The sequence below is a fragment of the Pedobacter psychrophilus genome (assembly GCF_001652725.1).
Lineage (GTDB): Bacteria > Bacteroidota > Bacteroidia > Sphingobacteriales > Sphingobacteriaceae > Pseudopedobacter > Pseudopedobacter psychrophilus.
This window is the reverse complement of the sequence record NZ_LWHJ01000011.1, coordinates 1-19224: the sequence shown is the minus strand read 5'-3', so window position 1 is coordinate 19224 and position 19224 is coordinate 1. Positions and strand designations below refer to the sequence as shown.

13 protein-coding genes are annotated in these 19224 nt (G+C 34.9%); 4 read left to right on the top strand and 9 right to left on the bottom strand.

Going from position 1 to position 19224, the window contains the following annotated elements:
• Nucleotides 1-192: 192 nt before the first annotated feature.
• The gene (locus A5893_RS00480) at nt 193-393 is read left to right on the top strand and encodes a hypothetical protein (protein ID WP_068820579.1); all 201 of its coding nucleotides are present in this window, start codon (nt 193-195) and stop codon (nt 391-393) included.
• On the opposite strand, the gene A5893_RS00475 is transcribed toward A5893_RS00480, so the two are convergent.
• Both A5893_RS00475 and A5893_RS00470 read right to left on the bottom strand, forming a co-directional pair.
• On the bottom strand, nt 390-1229 hold the full coding sequence (locus A5893_RS00475) for a hypothetical protein (protein ID WP_068820578.1): 840 nt from the start codon (nt 1227-1229) through the stop codon (nt 390-392). The two genes, A5893_RS00480 and A5893_RS00475, sit on opposite strands and share 4 nt — an antisense overlap.
• A gap of 2 nt (nt 1230-1231) precedes the next feature.
• A complete protein-coding gene (locus tag A5893_RS00470; protein ID WP_068820577.1) occupies nt 1232-1699 on the bottom strand; it encodes a deoxycytidylate deaminase in 468 nt (155 codons plus the stop codon).
• A gap of 178 nt (nt 1700-1877) precedes the next feature.
• Here A5893_RS00470 and A5893_RS00465 point away from each other — a divergent pair, with 178 nt between their 5' ends.
• The gene (locus tag A5893_RS00465; RefSeq protein WP_068820576.1) at nt 1878-2507 is read left to right on the top strand and encodes a LysE family translocator; all 630 of its coding nucleotides are present in this window, start codon (nt 1878-1880) and stop codon (nt 2505-2507) included.
• Nucleotides 2508-2931: 424 nt separating this feature from the next.
• Here A5893_RS00465 and A5893_RS00460 read toward each other — a convergent pair whose 3' ends face one another.
• On the bottom strand, nt 2932-4836 hold the full coding sequence (locus A5893_RS00460; RefSeq protein WP_068820575.1) for an amidophosphoribosyltransferase: 1905 nt from the start codon (nt 4834-4836) through the stop codon (nt 2932-2934).
• A 303-nt stretch (nt 4837-5139) separates the two neighbouring features.
• On the opposite strand from A5893_RS00460, the gene gnd reads away from it, so the two are divergent.
• Nucleotides 5140-6594 carry a decarboxylating NADP(+)-dependent phosphogluconate dehydrogenase gene (gnd, locus tag A5893_RS00455; protein WP_068820574.1) on the top strand — a complete coding sequence of 485 codons (1455 nt, stop codon included), beginning with the start codon at nt 5140-5142 and terminating at the stop codon, nt 6592-6594.
• Between the two features lie 77 nt (nt 6595-6671).
• Here gnd and kduI read toward each other — a convergent pair whose 3' ends face one another.
• From kduI to A5893_RS00440, 3 genes are all read right to left on the bottom strand, one after another.
• Nucleotides 6672-7502 (bottom strand): 5-dehydro-4-deoxy-D-glucuronate isomerase, encoded by an 831-nt coding sequence (gene kduI / locus A5893_RS00450; protein ID WP_068820573.1) that lies wholly within the window; start codon nt 7500-7502, stop codon nt 6672-6674.
• A 69-nt stretch (nt 7503-7571) separates the two neighbouring features.
• On the bottom strand, nt 7572-8333 hold the full coding sequence (locus A5893_RS00445) for an SDR family oxidoreductase (protein ID WP_068820572.1): 762 nt from the start codon (nt 8331-8333) through the stop codon (nt 7572-7574).
• A 45-nt stretch (nt 8334-8378) separates the two neighbouring features.
• The gene (locus A5893_RS00440; RefSeq protein WP_068820571.1) at nt 8379-9533 is read right to left on the bottom strand and encodes a DUF4861 family protein; all 1155 of its coding nucleotides are present in this window, start codon (nt 9531-9533) and stop codon (nt 8379-8381) included.
• A gap of 323 nt (nt 9534-9856) precedes the next feature.
• Between A5893_RS00440 and dnaE the strand changes: the two genes are divergently transcribed.
• Nucleotides 9857-14224, top strand: coding sequence for a DNA polymerase III subunit alpha (gene dnaE, locus A5893_RS00435; protein ID WP_068820570.1), 4368 nt, complete (start codon nt 9857-9859; stop codon nt 14222-14224).
• A 242-nt stretch (nt 14225-14466) separates the two neighbouring features.
• On the opposite strand, the gene A5893_RS00430 is transcribed toward dnaE, so the two are convergent.
• From A5893_RS00430 to A5893_RS00420, 3 genes are all read right to left on the bottom strand, one after another.
• Nucleotides 14467-15006, bottom strand: a complete 540-nt coding sequence (locus tag A5893_RS00430) for a T9SS type A sorting domain-containing protein (RefSeq protein WP_068820569.1) — start codon at nt 15004-15006, stop codon at nt 14467-14469.
• Nucleotides 15007-15687: 681 nt separating this feature from the next.
• Nucleotides 15688-16629, bottom strand: a complete 942-nt coding sequence (locus A5893_RS00425; protein ID WP_082911260.1) for a PA14 domain-containing protein — start codon at nt 16627-16629, stop codon at nt 15688-15690.
• A 12-nt stretch (nt 16630-16641) separates the two neighbouring features.
• The coding region (locus tag A5893_RS00420; protein WP_198342232.1) for a beta strand repeat-containing protein at nt 16642-19224 on the bottom strand (2583 nt) is incomplete at its 5' end.

Sequence of the window (19224 nt, the reverse complement as noted above, 5' to 3'; positions counted from 1 at the left end):
AGAAAAAATCTTTATAACTGAAAATGATATAGAAATTGTATCGGTTTTGATACTATTTTCTTATTAAGACTTACGAAGTTTTTGAAACTTAGTAAGTCTTTAATTAAAATACGTCGCAGTTTTTTTCGACGCTGAGAAAGTCCTAAAAATTTAAATGGTAAGATTTTTGATTATTCTATTAAAAAATCAATCATGGAAAATACTCAAGACCCAAAAGATTTAAAGAAAAATGCTGATGATGTAAAAATCACTAACGATGAGGATAAAATAGTCAACAAACAAACCGAAAACGTACATGAGGCAACTAACCAAGAGGAATGGGCACATGATGTTAATGAGCAATTTGGAGACGATTTTATATTGCCAGAAGACGAAGACGACGTTGTAAATTAATTAATACTTTTTAAATAAATTATTGCTCCTTTTCCTTCGCTAATGGTATAATATTTATTGCCACTATGAGTAAAGCCTATTGCTTCACCTTGAGGTTCTGGCTTGTAAGGCAGTATTTTAAAAGGCTTTTTTAATGCGTTAACAAAAGTTTCGTTGGCTTTTCTTTCCCAATAAAAGATGTTACCATAAGATTTTATCACTATCTGTTTTCCATCCCTAGAAATATCTCCAGAAGTAATAAATTTAAGCTTAACAAAACCTGGAAAGAACAAAGTTGCTTCTTTCTTTAATGTAGTATTCTGGTTTGAGCGAGTATTAATTGGTGTAGAGTAAACCTTTACGCTATCTTCTCTTTTTGATATAATATAGATGTTTTTATCTATCGGGTCTATAATTAAGCACTCTGAATCCCTTGGACCATCTGGATATTTTAGTTTAATCTCTTCGACGTTTTTAATATCAAAATCTGTATCGTTTATATCTGAATTGGGCTCATCAAATTTATATAAGCTTATGTAGTCTCTTTTAGCATTATTATCACCGATATCCGCAACATAAATTTGTGGTTTTTGATTTTTAGGAGTGAATAATGCAATATCCTCGCAATCCTTAACTTCTTTATTATAATTGATTCTAGCTAGTTTTTTACCTTGATTATTAATTAGGTAAACGTAACTTTTATCGCCACTATCATTGTGTACCCAAATTAAATTATCGTTTTTAGAAGATACTGCCAAACCTGAAAGCTCATTAATAGCCTCATCTTGAAGATGGTTTTCTTGAGCAAAAGTTGTAGAGCTTGCGAAAATATAGATGATAAATAAAATGTATTTCATATTTATGATGCAGCTATTTCCTCAGCTAATTTAAAGCACTTAACGCCAAATTTATTTAAAAATTCTACGCCCTCATCGGTTGGTAAACCTTTATATTCAGCATAAGAAAAACGAAACATCACTTCTTTAATTCCTGATGATAAAATCAACCTTGCACAAGCAATACAAGGCGAAAGCGTAGTATATAATGTAGCACCTTGAATTTGCGTTCCGTTTTTTATAGCGTATAAAATTGCATTTTCTTCTGCATGTAGTGCTAAAGAACAGCTGTTTCTAGAATCACGAGGGCAACCTTCTCCTGGCCATTCTTCATCACAATTGTGGGTATTTGCCGGCGGACCGTTGTAACCGATAGAAATTATTCTAGTATCTTTTGTTAAAACCGCACCAACTTGGTTTTTTACACAATGAGAACGTTTGGCCAAATCGGCAGCAAGGTTCATAAAAATTTCGTTAAAACTTAACTTCATTTAAATCTAAAATTTTGGTGCTGCACAAAGTAACCTATAAATTTTAAGATTAGAATTGAGAAATTATAAAAATGAGCACTCGGAAACATCCATTAGATTTAAGCGTTTTAAATAAAAATCTATGTTTTTGCATCTTAAAATTGCATATTCGCATTGAAGGGACACCAATAAATTATACATGCTAGAACTTATCGTTTCGGGAATTGGCTTAGGGATTGTACTTTCATTCTTAACCGGACCTGTATTCTTCGCCCTTATTAAAACAAGTATTGAGAGAGGTTTTTATGCTGGCGTTGCATTAGCTAGTGGAGTGGTTGTCAGCGATTTCATTTACATGACGATTACTCTTTTTGGCACTTCACTACTTAGCTTTGAAAGCACTTATCGCATCCCCATTGGCATTGTGGGAAGTGCTATTTTGCTAGGGATAGGTTTTTATTATCTATTCAAAAAAATCAGACTCGATTATACAGATGTACCTTCAAGAATAAAACACGCTGGTTATTTTTTTAAGGGCTTTTTCATGTGTATTTTCAACCCTTTTATTCTTTTATATTGGATTAGCGTTTCTAGCGGGGTATATTCTATGTATGGGGAATTAACAAGCAAACAAATTATTCCGTTTTTTGGGGCAATATTGATTACTCTTTTTTCTATGGATACCCTTAAAGCTTATTTTGCCCATAAAATGAGATACAAGATTAAGGAGAAAAGTCTTCAGAATTTGAATAAAATCGCAGGGATAATCATTATTATTTTTGCGTTAAAGCTGATTTATAATTTGATTTTTACCAATACACTGATTTAGATCGTAGAAAAAGAATAAGGAGCGAAGAATAAAGACTCAATTTAACTAACTAACTAACTAACTAACTAACTAACTAACTAACTAACTAACTAACTCCACCCAACAACCTAACCAATTAACAACTTAATCACCTACAAATAAGCCCTTGCATTTTTTTTGTAATAGCAGGGTCTCTTGTAAAGGACCCTGAGTTTAATGTTCTTACTACTAACTCGAGTCTGGAGACTCTTTTTTATTTGCCAATCCGTAGAGAACACTACGCTAAACTCTACAGACAGAATATTAATATTGAAAGATTCTTAGATTTAAAACTTTACAATCCTAATGAATTGTTGACTAATGAACTTGAAAAGCCTAAAAACTAACTAAAAACAACTTAACTAACTAACTAACTAACTAACTAACTAACTAACAACCTAATCACCTAAACGTAAGCCCTTGCATTTTTACCTTCCATCCAATTCATAAAAGCTCTATTAACTACTTTATTCCCACCTGGCGTTGGGTAATCTCCAGAAAAATACCAATCTCCCAAATGGTCTGGACAAGCTTCATGTAAACCTTCTAAAGTTTGATAAATCACTTCTACTTTTGCTGAAACTTCTTTTGGAGTAATGATTTGGGCAATTTTATCTGATATTTCTTCAGGCGTAAAAGGTGCATAGATTTCTTTCACGTGGTTAATTACCTCTTCCTTGGGCGCATTTGCTTGTGCCTGGCATTTATTGTAAACAGCGGTAATTACATTATCCATTTTACGTTCACGCAATAAAGAAATTGCTGCATTAAAAGCTACAAATTCGCCCATTTTGCTCATATCAATTCCGTAACAATCTGGGTATCGGATTTGTGGTGCCGAAGAAACGATTACAATTTTAACTGGACCAAGTCGGTCAAAAATTCTTAAAATACTTTGCTTTAATGTTGTACCTCTTACAATAGAATCATCCATAGCCACTAAAGTGTCAACATCTCGTTTAATCAAACCGTAAGTGGTATCATAAACGTGGGCAACCATATCACTACGTTCTGCATCTTGAGTGATGAAAGTACGCATCTTTGCATCTTTGATTGCCAATTTTTCTACCCTTGGGGTGATTTTTAAAATACGGTCTAACTCTTCATCTGTTAAATTATCCCTGCTATTTATCAAAGCATCTCTTTGTGTCTGTTTAGTATAAGCATGTAAACCCTCTACTAATCCGTAAAATGAAACTTCAGCAGTGTTTGGAATGTAAGAGAAAACCGTATGCTCTAAATCATGATTTACATGTTCTAAAATTTTAGGGCAAAGTAAATTTCCTAGTTTTTTACGCTCTTTATAAATATCTGCATCACTTCCTCTTGAGAAATATATACGCTCAAATGAACATGCCTTTTTTTCTACTGGTTCTCTAAATATTTCATCAGAAATGGTTCCGTCTTTTTTGATAATTAAAGCATGACCGGGCTCAATTTCTTTAACCTGCCCAATTTTTATATTGAAAGCTGTTTGTAATGCTGGTCTTTCTGAAGCTGCTACAAAAATTTCATCATCATGATAATAATAAGCTGGACGAATTCCTGCTGGATCTCTCAATACAAAAGCATCACCATGTCCAAATATACCTGCAATGGTATAACCGCCATCCCAAGTTTTTGCAGATTTTTGCAAAATTCTGTTAACGTTTAATTGGTTACCTATGAGTTGAGAAATCTCATTATTATCGTAACCTTCCCTTTTAAATTTATTAAAGAGAAATTGATTTTCGTCATCTAAAAAATGACCGATTTTTTCTAAAACTGTAACTGTATCTGCTCTCTCTTTTGGATGCTGCCCTAAATCATAAAGCTGCTGTAAAAGCTCATCAACATTTGTCATGTTGAAGTTACCGGCAATCATTAAATTACGGGTCATCCAATTATTTTGACGTAAAAACGGGTGACAAGCTTCAATGCTATTATTACCGTGAGTTCCGTATCTTAAATGTCCTAATAGAACCTCTCCAGTAAAACTTACGTGTTCTTTAAGCCATTCTGCGTCTTTTAAAAGCTCTGGTTGTTCCTTTTCTATCACCGCAAACTTTCGCATTACATAAGAAAAAATATCCTGAACAGCATTTTTCTCCATAGAGCGATGACGACTTATATATCGGTTTCCAGGCTTAACATCAAGTTTAATGGTTGCAATCCCGGCCCCATCTTGCCCACGGTTATGCTGTTTTTCCATCAACAAATACAGCTTGTTTAAGCCATAAAGTGATGTGCCGTATTTTTCTTGATAAAAAGATAGGGGTTTTAACAATCTGATGAATGCAATACCGCATTCGTGTTTGATTTGGTCGCTCATTTAATTTCTTAATGAAGCTCACAAAAATAGTAATTAATGTGTTTTTTAGAAATTTAAAAAGTCATTATGGTAACATTTAATCGACTTAGTTTTTTTGCGTTAACGATAGTAGCGGCATCCTTTTTTCATTTCAGAAAAAAGATACAGCGGATAGCGTGTTAAAACGCCTAAATTATACATTTCTGATATCGTATTGATTCAAATTCTATAAAACCATATGTCAATCTTTAATTGCTATCCATTAATAAATGGTTAAATTTGGCTATCAAACTAAAAAACAATTCTTAAAAAATAATTACAAAAATGAAGCAAGTATCTGATATAGGTGTAATAGGAATTGCCGTAATGGGCGAAAACCTAATTTTAAATATGGAAAGTAAAGGTTTTCATGTATCTGCGTTTAACCGAACTGTTGATAAAGTGGAGAAGTTTATTGAAGGCCGAGCGAAAGGTTTAAATATTTATGGTGCGAATACTATTGAAGATTTTATTGGTTCATTAAAATCGCCACGAAAGGTAATGTTGATGGTTAAAGCAGGTAAACCTGTTGATGATTTTATTGAAATTTTGATTCCACTTTTAGATAAAGGAGATATTATTATTGATGGTGGAAATTCTCATTTCCCAGATACCGAACGTAGAGTAAAATATGTAGAAAGTAAAGGCTTATTATTTATTGGTACTGGTGTTTCTGGCGGCGAAGAAGGTGCTTTAAAAGGTCCATCTATTATGCCCGGAGGTTCTCCAAAAGCTTGGGAAGCAGTTAAGCCTATTTTTCAGGGAATTGCTGCAAAAGTAGAAGATGGTACACCTTGTTGTGATTGGGTTGGAGATGGTGGTGCTGGGCATTTCGTAAAAATGGTACATAACGGAATTGAATATGGCGATATGCAGCTAATCAATGAGATTTATCAAATTATGAAAGATGTTTTAGGCATGAGCACCAGCGAAATGCAAGATGTTTTTGCAGAATGGAATAAAGGCGAATTAGATAGTTATTTAATTGAAATTACCGCAGATATTTTAGCTTACAAAGAAGAAGACGGAACGCATTTGGTAGATAAAATTTTAGATACCGCCATGCAAAAAGGAACTGGAAAATGGACTGTTAATACTTCATTAGATTTGGGTATTCCATTAACTTTAATTACCGAATCTGTTTTTTCCAGATGTTTATCTGCTTTAAAAGATGAGCGTGTTGCAGCTTCTAAAGTACTAAATGGTCCAACTCCAAGTTTTGATGGAGATAAAAAAGCTTTTCTTAAAGATTTAGGCGCAGCTTTATACGCAGCAAAAGTGATTTCTTATGCACAAGGTTATCAAATGATGAAAGCCGCAGCAAAAGAATTTCAATGGACATTAAATTATGGAAGTGTAGCTTTAATGTGGCGTGGTGGATGTATTATACGTTCTCGCTTTTTAGGTAATATTAAAGAAGCTTTTGATAAAAACCCTGATTTAAACAACCTTTTATTAGATTCTTTCTTTGCCGGAAAAATGAAAGATCACCAGGCTGGTTGGAGAAATGTAATTTCAACAGCAGTTATTAATGGTATTCCTGTTCCTTGCTTGAGTGCTGGTTTAAATTATTATGATGGTTACCGTTGTGAGCGTTTACCGGCAAATCTCTTGCAAGCTCAACGCGATTACTTTGGCGCACATACTTATGAAAGAGTAGACAAACCAAGAGGAGAATTTTTTCATACCAATTGGACAGGAAGAGGTGGAGATACATCTTCTACAACTTACGAGGTTTAAGTGAAAATTCATTTATAAAAAAAGGGTTATGATTTTTTAAAATCATCACCCTTTTTGTTGACTTAAATTAACTGTAATTACTTCAAATCTGTAATTTTAACAGGATCCATATCTCCGTAATCCTGGTTTTCGCCACCCATTCCCCAAATAAAAGAATAGTTGCTGGTACCACAACCAGAGTGGATAGACCAAGGTGGACTTATTACTGCTTCATTATTATGGATAGTGATGTGTCTGGTTTCTTGAGGCTCTCCCATAAAATGGAAAATAGTTTGATCATCAGCTAAATCAAAATAGAAATAGGCTTCCATCCTTCTATCGTGGACGTGAGCTGGCATGGTATTCCAAACGCTGCCTGTATTTAAAATAGTTAAACCCATTACCAATTGACAACTTTGTAAACCATCGGCAAAAATATATTTGTAAATGGTTCTATGGTTAGAAGTTTCTGCCGCTCCCAATGTTACTGGTGTAGCATCTGATTCTTTCATTAATTTGGTATCATATTCTTTATGAGCAGGTGTAGATAAAATATAAAACAATGCAGGCTCATCGGCAGAAGCAGAAGAAAAAGAAATATTTTTACTGCCTCTACCGATATAAAGACAGTCTTTCTTATTTACTTCATACGTATTTCCGTCAACTTCAATCTTTCCATTTCCACCAACGTTAATCACACCCATTTCTCTTCTTTCTAAGAAATATTCTGCTCTTAACATTGGGAAGTTTTCTAAACTTAATTTACCCGAGGTTGGTACTGCACCTCCTACAATTACTCTATCATAATGGCTATAGGTAAATTTAATTTCTCCTTTTACCATTAATTCATCCACTAAAAACTGCTCACGCAATTCTGCGGTGTTCATCTCTTTTACTTCTTTCTGACTGTTATGATATCTTTGTTCCATGTTTTTATTCTCTATTTTGAATTTTTAAATAGCCTTTTGCATTCAGCTTTAAGCAATTAAATATGAAGATTATCGCCCCATCCATCCACCATCTACGGTGATGATTGTTCCGTGTACATAATCTGCGGCTTTTGATGCCAAGAAAACGGTTACGCCACCAAAATCTTCTGGTGTGCCCCATCTTCCGGCTGGTATTCTCGATAATATAGATTTACTTCTATCCTCATCATTTCTTAAAGCTTCAGTATTATCAGTTGCGATATAACCTGGTGCAACTGCATTAACATTTACACCTTTGCCCGCCCATTCATTAGCGAAAGCTTTTACTAAACTACCAATTGCGCCTTTACTTGCTGCATATCCGGGTACATTTATACCTCCTTGAAAAGTTAATAAGGATGCCGTAAAAATAATTTTACCAGAACCTTGCGCTACCATTCTTGCTCCTATTTCTCTGGTTAAAATAAATGGTGCGTCCAAATTAATAGCTAACACACTATCCCAATAATCGTTAGGATGTTCTGCTGCAGGCGCTCTCATGATGGTACCAGCATTGTTCACCAATATATCTATCTGAGGATTTTCTTCCATTACTTTTTTAATGAAGGTTTCTAAAGAATCTCTATCCCCAAAATCACAACGATAGGGTTTAAATGTTTTACCCAACTTTTTAACCTCATTCTCCGTTTCACCATCACTCATTGGCATATTTGCAGATACACCAATTATATCAGCTCCTGCTGCTGCCAATGCCAAAGCCATTCCTTTTCCTATTCCCTTATTGCAACCAGTAACTAGGGCAACTTTCCCACTTAAATCAAATAAATTCATTATCAATTATTTATATTTTGAATGATTATTCTGTTTAATCTTCTATTAATTTATACTCACTTTCAAAGGCTGTTTTAAGCTTTGACTAAAATTCCTTACATAATCAAACCATGCATTTTCATCCTTAAAATTACCGCTTTTGCTCCATCCGCCACCTTGATAATATGCTAGATTATTGTTTTTATCAAGTTTACTAATTATTAATAAATGCTGATTTGTCGTTTTAATATTATCGATGCTTTTTGTTGGCACTATAACTCCTACACCAATATATCCATTTACTTTAGCATCGGCTAAATCCCAATAGGCAACATAATTATTCTCTAAATCTAATTTTGGTACTCCATCACCACTATGTTTGGTAACTCCAGCTGCAATTTTTAAATCATTACGATCATAATGATTAATCACTTTATTCATTTGAGAACCTGCATCTAAAGAAAGGGTTTTGGTCTCATTTACCATCTTACCATCTACCATAAAAGGTTTGTAAGTAAGCTCGAAACTTATTCTGATTGGTCCTTGATCTAAAATTTTATAAGAAGAATAATTGATAGGAAAAATAATTTCATCACCAACAATTGGTTCGGCATCTCCAGAACCCAAAGTTAAGCCAACGCTATAAGCATCAACTCCATCGCCATTATCGTGATGATAATTATCCAATTTATACCATTCGTTAACTACTAACTTTTGTGTTCTTTTTGCCCAAAAATCTATTCCTTTTGCCATACCGGCTTTGCCTTCTAATGCTTCGCCATACATTCTAAATGCGACTAAATTATTTTCCCAAGCAAAATCATCAAAGCGTTCTGTTGCTTGTCGGCCAAATACTTTTTTAGGATAATCTGCTGGTTTTCCCTTGCTTATACTATAATCCTTTTTAGTATTTGCGGCAATATCTACTTGAAAAATTATTGATTGTGGTGTAGTTTGTCCGTTATAAATTACTTGAGAAGGAATTTCTTTATTTGAAGATAAATCCATCACTATTAACTCTGCTGGGTTTAATACTCCTAATTTTTTTAAAGATGTCCAAGCAATTTCTACAGTTTCATCATTTTTAACGATGCTAGAATTATTTTCTACATTAACTGTAATGGATGATTTAAGTCCTTTACTTGAGCTGCAAGAATAAAAAGCACTGGTTGTAAAAAGCAGGCAAAACAATAAAAGTTTTGAAATATTTTTTGTTATCATAATTGGCTAAATTAAACTAGATATAGATGTTTAATATTTGTATGCTAATTTAACTGTTTTAAAGAAAATTAAAAATTAAGCAATAATTCTAAAGCCGTAATTCCTTAAATTTATAACCATAAGCTCCCTCTAAACGTGTTAATATAGCTCCGCAAAGGATTGCATAGAATTATTTTTAAAGATTAATTAAAGTAAGATCTTAACACAAAAACTACTTTTCAACAACAGAAAATCAAACCTATTTTTTGTTAAATTTGGAGATAGTGTTCTATTTCTATAGGCATTTTCTAATATTCTCATTCATAAAAAGATAAGCTTTTAACATGTATTTAATTTTTGATACCGAAACCACCGGATTGCCGAAACGTTGGGACGCTCCCTTCACAGATACGGATAATTGGCCTAGGTGTATTCAAATAGCATGGCAATTGCATGATAAAATGGGGAGGCTAATTTCCCATGAAGATTATTTGGTTAAACCAGATGGTTTCAATATCCCTTACGATGCAGAAAAAGTTCATGGAATTTCTACCGAATTAGCGCAAGAACAAGGTTTTCAACTTTCAGAAGTTTTAGAGAAATTTAACTCAGCTTTAAGCCAAACCAAATTTATAGTTGGACAAAATTTAGGTTTCGATATTAATATTATGGGAGCCGAATTTCACCGCTTAGGCTTTAATAATTTATTGGTTAAACTCCCGGTTTTAGATACTTGTACTGAAGTTACCGCTAGTTTATTACAACTTCCGGGAGGTCGTGGAGGGAAATTTAAACTTCCAAACCTTACCGAATTACACCAATATCTTTTTAATAAACCTTTTGCAGAAGCGCACAATGCCACTGCTGATGTAGAAGCTACTACACGTTGCTTTTTTGCTTTAATTAAAAGAGAAGTTTTTACTGCTGCCGAGTTACAAGTTGATTTTTCATATTTCAATGAGTTTAGAACTCTTAATTCTGATGAAATCCAATCCGTTGGGATTAGGCATATCAATTTAAAAGAAGAATCTGCAAAGCTAAAGGCTAAAAGCGCAACGCCAAATGCACCTACAAATTTTGAAGAAGAAAATGCAAATTTAGCAGAGTTGGTTGATGTAGATTTTGTCCATTTGCATAATCACAGTCAGTTTTCTGTTTTACAATCTACCATTTCTGTGGCGAGTTTGGTTAGGGCTGCTGCTAAAAATAAAATGCCTGCCGTTGCCATTACCGATCATGCAAACATGATGGGTGCTTTTCACTTTATGAGTGCGGTTGCTTATCACAATAAATCGGCGAAAGCCAAAAATGAAGAATTATTAGCAAACGGAGAACAAGCCATAGAAACCATAATTAAACCTATAGTTGGTTGCGAGTTTTTTGTTTGTGATGATCATACAGATAAAAAGAGAAAAGATAATGGTTACCAGGTTGTGTTTTTGGCCAAGAATAAAAAAGGCTACCACAATTTGGCAAAAATGTCGTCCATTGCTTATACAGCTGGTTTTTATTACGTTCCTCGTATCGATAGAAAAATTATTGAGCAATATAAAGACGATTTGATTGTACTTTCTGGTAATCTTTATGGAGAAATCCCAAACAAGATTTTAAACCTCGGTGAAAACCAAGCAGAAGAAGCGTTGCTTTGGTGGAAAGACACTTTTAAAGAAGAATTCTACATCGAATTGATGCGCCATGACCAAGAAGATGAAAATCGTGTTAACCAAACCTTAATTGATTTAGCAAAAAAGAATGAGGTTAAGATTTTAGCAACTAATAACACCTATTATATTGATAAAGTAGATGCGCATGCCCATGATATTTTGCTTTGCGTAAAAGAGGGAGAAAAATTAGCGACTCCAATTGGTCGTGGACGAGGTTTTCGATACGGAATGCCAAATCAAGAATATTATTTTAAATCGGGAGAGGAGATGAAAAAGCTCTTTTCAGATTTACCTGAAGCGATTATCAACATCCAAGAAGTTGTAGATAAAATTGAGGCTTATTCACTTTTCCGTGATGTGCTGCTGCCAAAATTTGGAATACCTGATGAGTTTTTAGTTGCAGAAGATGAGGCAGATAGTGGTAAACGTGGCGAGAATAAATATTTAGCACATTTAACTTACGTTGGTGCAGCAAAACGATACCCAGATTTAACCCAGGAAATTAAAGACCGGTTAGAATTTGAACTCGCTACTATTGAGAAAACCGGTTACCCGGGATATTTTTTAATTGTTCAAGATTTTATTGCCGAAGCCAGGCGTTTGGATGTTTCGGTGGGTCCTGGTCGTGGTTCTGCGGCTGGTTCTGCAGTTGCTTATTGTTTGGGGATTACCAATATTGATCCTATTGCTTATGATTTGCTTTTTGAGCGTTTCTTAAATCCTGATCGTGTTTCTTTACCAGATATCGACATCGATTTTGATGATGAAGGACGTGGAAGAGTAATGGATTATGTTATCAAAAAATACGGATCTAGCCAAGTAGCGCAAATTATCACCTATGGAACTATGGCTGCAAAATCTTCCGTTCGTGATACGGCTAGAGTTTTAGATTTGCCACTTTTCGAGGCTGATAAATTAGCAAAGCTGATTCCTAATATGAAGCTGGCAAAAATCTTCACTTTAGATGATGCTGCTTTGAAAAGCGCACTCCGATCAGAAGAAATGGAGTTGGTAAATCAGCTTAAAAACATTGCCGATGGAAACGATTTAAGTGCCGAAACTTTGCGTCAGGCACAAGTTTTAGAGGGTTCTGTACGTAATACAGGAATCCATGCTTGTGGAGTAATCATCACGCCAAGTGATATTACCAATTTTGTTCCCGTTGCAACGGCCAAAGATTCTGATTTATATGTTACTCAATTTGATAACTCGGTTGTAGAAAGTGCCGGTTTGTTAAAGATGGACTTTTTAGGTCTTAAAACGCTTACGCTGATAAAAGACACCGTAAAACTGGTTAAGAAAAGATTGGATTTAGATTTAGATCCAGATTCTTTTCCTATTGATGATGAGAAAACTTATGAGCTTTTCCAAAGAGGAGAAACGGTAGGTATTTTCCAATATGAATCTCCAGGGATGCAAAAGCACATGAAGGATTTAAAGCCTACCGTTTTTGGAGATTTAATTGCCATGAATGCGCTTTATCGCCCAGGTCCGATGGAATATATCCCAAGTTTTGTCCGTAGAAAAAATGGGGAAGAAGTAATTACTTATGATATTGCTGATAGTGAAGAATATTTAAAAGAAACCTACGGAATTACAGTTTACCAAGAGCAGGTGATGCTTTTATCGCAAAAATTAGCAGATTTTACCAAAGGTGAAGCCGATGTTTTGCGTAAGGCGATGGGTAAAAAGCAAAAAGATGTTTTGGATAAAATGAAACCAAAATTTATCTCTCAAGCTGCGGCAAAAGGTCATGATGCTAAGGTTTTAGAAAAAGTTTGGAAAGATTGGGAAGCTTTTGCGAGTTATGCCTTTAACAAATCTCATTCTACTTGTTACGCTTGGATTGCTTACCAAACTGCTTATTTAAAAGCACATTATCCTGCAGAATATATGGCTGCGGTGCTTTCTAACAACATGAATGATATCAAACAGGTTACTTTCTTTATGGAAGAATGTAAGCGAATGGGTTTACAGGTTTTGGGTCCGGATGTAAACGAATCTTACCATAAATTTACTGTTAATGATGATTATGCCATCCGTTTTGGAATGGGCGCTGTAAAAGGAGTTGGAGCGGGTGCTGTTGAAACTATTATCGCTAATAGAGAAAAAGAAAAATATAAAAATATTTTCGATTTTACTAAGAAAGTAGATTTAAGAGCTGCCAATAAAAAAGCTTTAGAAAATTTAGTTTTAGCCGGAGGATTTGATTGTTTCAAAAATACCCATAGAGCGCAATATTTTTATGAAGAAAATAATACTACCGTTTTAGAACAGGCTATAAAATACGGAGCTAAACATAAAGAAAACGAAAATTCTTCTCAGGGAAGTTTATTTGGAGGTGGGGCAAGTGTAGAAATGCCCGAACCAAGTTTGAGCCTTTGTGAAGAATGGGGCGCAATGTTAAAACTCGCCAAAGAAAAAGAAGTAGTTGGAATTTATATTTCAGGACATCCTTTAGATGAATACAAATTGATTTTGGATAAATATTGCAATAAAGGCAACCTACAAATTTTTAATGAGATTGATAAAGGAGCCGATTTTTCTTTTAAAGTTGGCGGCATCATTTCTTTTGTAAATCATCGGCTTAATAAAGAAGGAAGAGGTTGGGCTCAGTTTAAATTAGAAGGTTATGACGATATGTATGAGTTTAGCATTTATAAAGACGACTACATGAAGTTTAAACATCATTTGGTATTAAATAGCTACCTATATTTAAAAGGTAATATAGCTTATTATACTTTACAAGATGGTGGTAAAAGAACTAAATGGACTTACGCCGATTTTTCTGACCTACGAGACGTTTTAGAAAAACAAGCCAATAAAATTGATATCTGCTTAGATATCAATCATATTAATGAAGATTTAATTCAAGATTTAGATGATATGTTTTCTAACTATGTGGGCTCTAAAAAGCTAAATTTTATTGTTGTAGATAAAAAGGAGAAAATCAGGATCGAACTTCCCAGCAAAACCCGTCAGATTAATATTTCAAAAGAATTGCTGATTAGTTTAGATGAGTTGGAGTTGGATTACACCTTAAATTAAAATCTCTGAATCAGAATTAAACCAATTTTAGGAAAAATAGGATTCTGGAAAGGTTTGATTTAATCCAAATTTTAAAAATAATTCTATTCATTTTATAATATCGCTATTTATAGAATCTAATCTTGTTTATCCTAATAAACCCGAAAATCAAGCTTCGAACAAAATATTATAAAAAAGAACCGTTTCTATTGCTAGAAACGGCTCTTAAGATTGTTAATTTATGAAGATCGTTGTAAGTTTTTTTATAAAGATACTCTAGAGCTAGTACCTGCGACTAATAATTTTTTGGAATATACCTTTTTATTCGCTTCTACTTTTAATGTGTAAAGCGCAGCTGGTACATTACCAAATACAAAATGTAATTGTTGTTTTCCTTGTGTTACAGAAAAATCTTCTTTCTTTAATGGTTGTCCCCACATATCAAGAATAGAAATTTTTGCACCATCATCATCAATTAAGCTTAAAACAATATCTACATAATTTACTGCTGGGTTTGGATATGCTTCTATTTTATTAGAATAAACATCTGCATAAGCAGGAGCATCTATTGAAGCATAATTATGATTAACTGGCTGTTCAAATCCTTGTGTTAAGTAATTTGAATTACCATCAGTTAATGTTTGTGTAAAATAAGATTGACCAATTGTAAATTGGATAGTTTCTCCTAAAGCTGATGTTGCTGAACCACCACCAGATGTTATAGCTAACCTTTCTACTGTTTGACTGTAAGAATTTAACCCGAAACCTGCAATTAAAAATGATAGTAAAATTATTGTCTTCATGCTATTACTAAGACAAGTTTTACGCCGCTTAAAAAATTGGGTTACAAATTCCCCGCTTTACATATTATATTAATTGATAAAATATCAATATTTAGGATTAAATATGCGTTTTTTAATGTTTAAAGTGAGTTTATGATAATTTTAAAAAATTTTAAATTTGAAGATAACATTCTCTTAAAATTTAAGAAGTAAAGAATTAGATTGGGTAAATTAATCTTAATTTGGGTAATTAAATATACTTATTGGGGAATAAATGAATTTAAATAGCCTATTAAGGCTACAATGTTAAGATTTGTAAATAATTATAAAATGAATTTTTGAATTAAAAAAGCCTTATACGTAGTAAAAACGAATTGGTTACAATAAATTTTAAATAGCCTTAAATATATGTTGAATTTTTTACCCATTGCGTAGAAATTATTGACTCAAATAATATTATAAAATTGTTTTTTTGTTTTTTAATATTAAGCTAGATGGAAAATTATTTTTTTGATTATATTCTTAAAATATCTAACTCATATGCTTTGCACTTCAAAAAACAAAACTTCTTTAAAAAATAATCAATTATTGAATTACACATATTATTATACAACAAGAGTCTTTCTATGCCTAAAAAGACTCTTGCTAAATAATTAGATTTGATTAACTTGAATACAATTCTTATATATTGTTTTTGACCATTTAAAATGAAGAAATTTCTGTGGCATCTAAAACATAAGCGCCGTTTGCAGCTTGAATTGAAGGTGATTTCCATGCCACTTGTAAAACCTCTTGCCCTGCTCTTTCTTGCATTCTAGCTCTAAAAGCATATTTAACGCCTGCTGTCAAAGAAATAGATGCAGTGTGACTTCCTAAACCAGAGGCCGAATGTGCACCATATTGTGTAATTAAAGGAAGTCCATCTACATATAAATCGTCGGCATCATCTGCCTCACATGTAAATAGATAGCTTCCCGTTTCTTTTGGGATGAAAAAACCTTGTAAAAAAATACTAAAATCATCTTTACTAGAGGTAAGTGTAACTCCAACAGCAGTCAGCTGATTCGCATTGGTAAAGTTAATTAATGGATTTGCAGCAGCTGTACCTCTACTTAATACCGTACCTCCATCCAAAAGAATATCCAATTCGTTCAAATCATCTGCATAAACTTGTACTGGAGAAGAGTAGCTAGTAAAATTTAAATTACCATCAGCTGAGCCTCCAACAATAAATTTAATTGGATCTCCATAATAGTACCTTCCGTTATTATCTAATGCATAAGAGCATACATAATAAGTTGTACCATTACTTAAACCGCTCAAATTAGCAGTAAATACATTTGCAACGGTTGTCGCTTGACTGTGAGGATCAGTGGTATAATCTGGTTGGGCATTTGTACTCCAAACCATACCTACCTCGGTAGAAGTTTTTAATGAATTGCTAATACTTCCTCCCACAACTGCTGTATTTGAATTCCCGGCAGCAGTTGAAATCCTATTAATATATTCGGTTTTAATAATATTAGGCACATATTCAGCAGGTTGAAAAGTTGATATAGCTATTTGAGCTGCCAAATTCTGACAACTCAAAACGCATATAATTATAGAGGTTAATATTCTTGAAATGCTAATATTTTTTTTCATACCCTAAATTGCTTATTTCATATCACCGGAAGTAACGAATGTATTACTACTAATATTTAATATTGTAGCTACAGCATTTAAACCCGCTGTTTTGGTATTTCCACTTCTGTTACTAATAGTTGTTCCACTTTGGGTAAAAATTACTTGTCCTAAGTTGGTCTGCACTATCATACAATTGAAACCAACTGGCAATCCTGAAGGTATTGTAAGATTGACATTACTTCCAACATTAAAAGTTAACACTTTGCCATTATCAGAAGCCGTAAGCGTATATGCACCAGTCTTGTTATTTAATGCCGCATTAAATCCAGAAATGGTAGATGTTGTTGTTCCACTTACATTTCCATTAACATTCAAATTTTCCGAAATTCCTACACCACCTGATACCTTTAATGCACCAGTTGTTGAGCTAGTTGATGTGGTTGAATTTGTAATATTTACCGCACCAGCGCTAGTTGTGTTGCCTGTAAGGGTAGATGTACCAGTAGTTGTAGAATTTCCTGAGATAGTTGAGTTACCAGCAATATTTATATTATTTGCTATACCCACACCACCAGATACAATTAAAGCACCAGTTGTTGAGCTAGTAGAAGCAGTTGTATTAGTAAGAGAGGTTGCTCCAGTAATACTCACTGATGCTCCATTATTAGATATAGTAGCATCAACTATCCATTTACCAGTTGTTTGATCCCATCTTGCTGTTTGTCCAGTAACAGTTCCTTTTGGCATATTTTGATCTGCAGCCACCCATGCACTACCATTCCATGTTAAAATCTGATTTGTTGTAGCCCCATTTTGTGCAATTCTTGGTAATGCAGCAGTTCCTGATAAATCACCGGCTAATTGTACAACTCCTTTTGTTGTTGCAGTTGCATCAATTGTTGGCCCTGTAGCGCCTGTCGCTCCAGTTGCACCTATCGCTCCGTTTGTTCCAGCTGTTCCGGTTGCTCCTGTATCACCTTTCAATCCTTGAATTCCTTGTATTCCTTGTGAGCCTGTTGCGCCAACGGCTCCGTTGGTTCCATTTGTTCCGTTAGTACCATTTGTTCCTGCTGATCCGGTCGCTCCTGTTGCACCTACTGCTCCATTTGTTCCATTTGTTCCAGCTGACCCTGTAGCACCTGTTGCACCTGTTGCTCCTGTTATTCCTTGTGAACCTGTTGCACCTGTCGATCCAGTTATTCCTTGTGAACCTGTTGCACCTGTCGCTCCCGTTGCACCGACTGCTCCGTTCGTTCCGTTATTTCCTGTCGCTCCGGTTGATCCTGTCGCTCCAGTTGCACCTACTGCTCCGTTCGTTCCGTTTGTTCCGTTATTTCCTGTTGCTCCTGTTGAACCTGTCGCTCCCGTTGCACCTACTGCTCCGTTCGTTCCGTTTGTTCCGTTATTTCCTGTTGCTCCGGTTGATCCTGTCGCTCCCGTTGCACCGACTGCTCCGTTAGTACCGTTTATTCCCGCTGATCCTGTTGCTCCAACAGATCCGTTGGTTCCATTTGTTCCTGCTGATCCTGTCAAACCTTGAATTCCTTGTGGTCCTACATCACCAGTCTCTCCTTTTTCACCTACTATACCAAATTCCCAGTTATCATTATTTCCAGAACCATTTGCTGTTAAAACCTCGATTATCAATTTTCCATCTTGATATTCTTTTACATAGCCCTCCATAAAGGTTTTACTATCTTTTGGGTTAATTGCTTTGATTCTTTGACCTTTAATATATGCTAAATCTTTTTCTGTCTCAAAAACTTGGTCTCCTTTATCAACTATTAAAGATGTTGCTGAAGTGCCCCCATAGCTCTTTCCATCTAAGCCATTTTCGCCGTTAATACCAGTATCTCCTTTATTACCAACCGCTCCAGTATCACCTTTTATACCGGTTGAACCTGTTGCTCCTGTATCGCCTTTTAATCCTTGAATTCCTTGCGAGCCAGTTTCTCCAGTAGCGCCAGTTGAGCCTGTATTTCCTGTTATTCCTTGAATTCCTTGTGAACCCGTTGCTCCTGTATCGCCTTTTAATCCATCAACTCCATTTGAACCGTTTGTTCCTGCTGAACCCGTTACTCCTGTATCGCCTTTTGCTCCTGTTGCTCCGTCAACTCCGTTTGTTCCATTTGAACCGTTTGTCCCTGCTGAACCCGCTGCTCCAGTATCTCCTTTTAATCCTTGTATCCCTTGTGAGCCTATTGCACCGGTATCGCCCTTTACACCATCAGTTCCATTTGTTCCTGCTGAGCCTGTTGCTCCGGTGTCACCTTTTAATCCTTGTATGCCTTGTGAGCCTGTTGCTCCGGTATCGCCTTTTTCACCAGTATCGCCTTTTGCTCCATCTGTTCCGTTCGTACCTGCTGAACCTGTCGCTCCTGTATCTCCTTTTGCTCCGTCGATTCCATTTGTGCCATTTGAACCTGTATCTCCTTTTGCCCCATCTACTCCATTTGTGCCGTTGGAACCTGTAGCTCCGGTATCTCCTTTTGCTCCATTTGTTCCGTTCGTACCTGCGGAACCTGTTGAACCGGTATCGCCTTTTGATCCATCTGTTCCGTTCGTACCTGCTGAACCTGTCGCTCCAGTTTCGCCTTTTTCACCTGTTGCCCA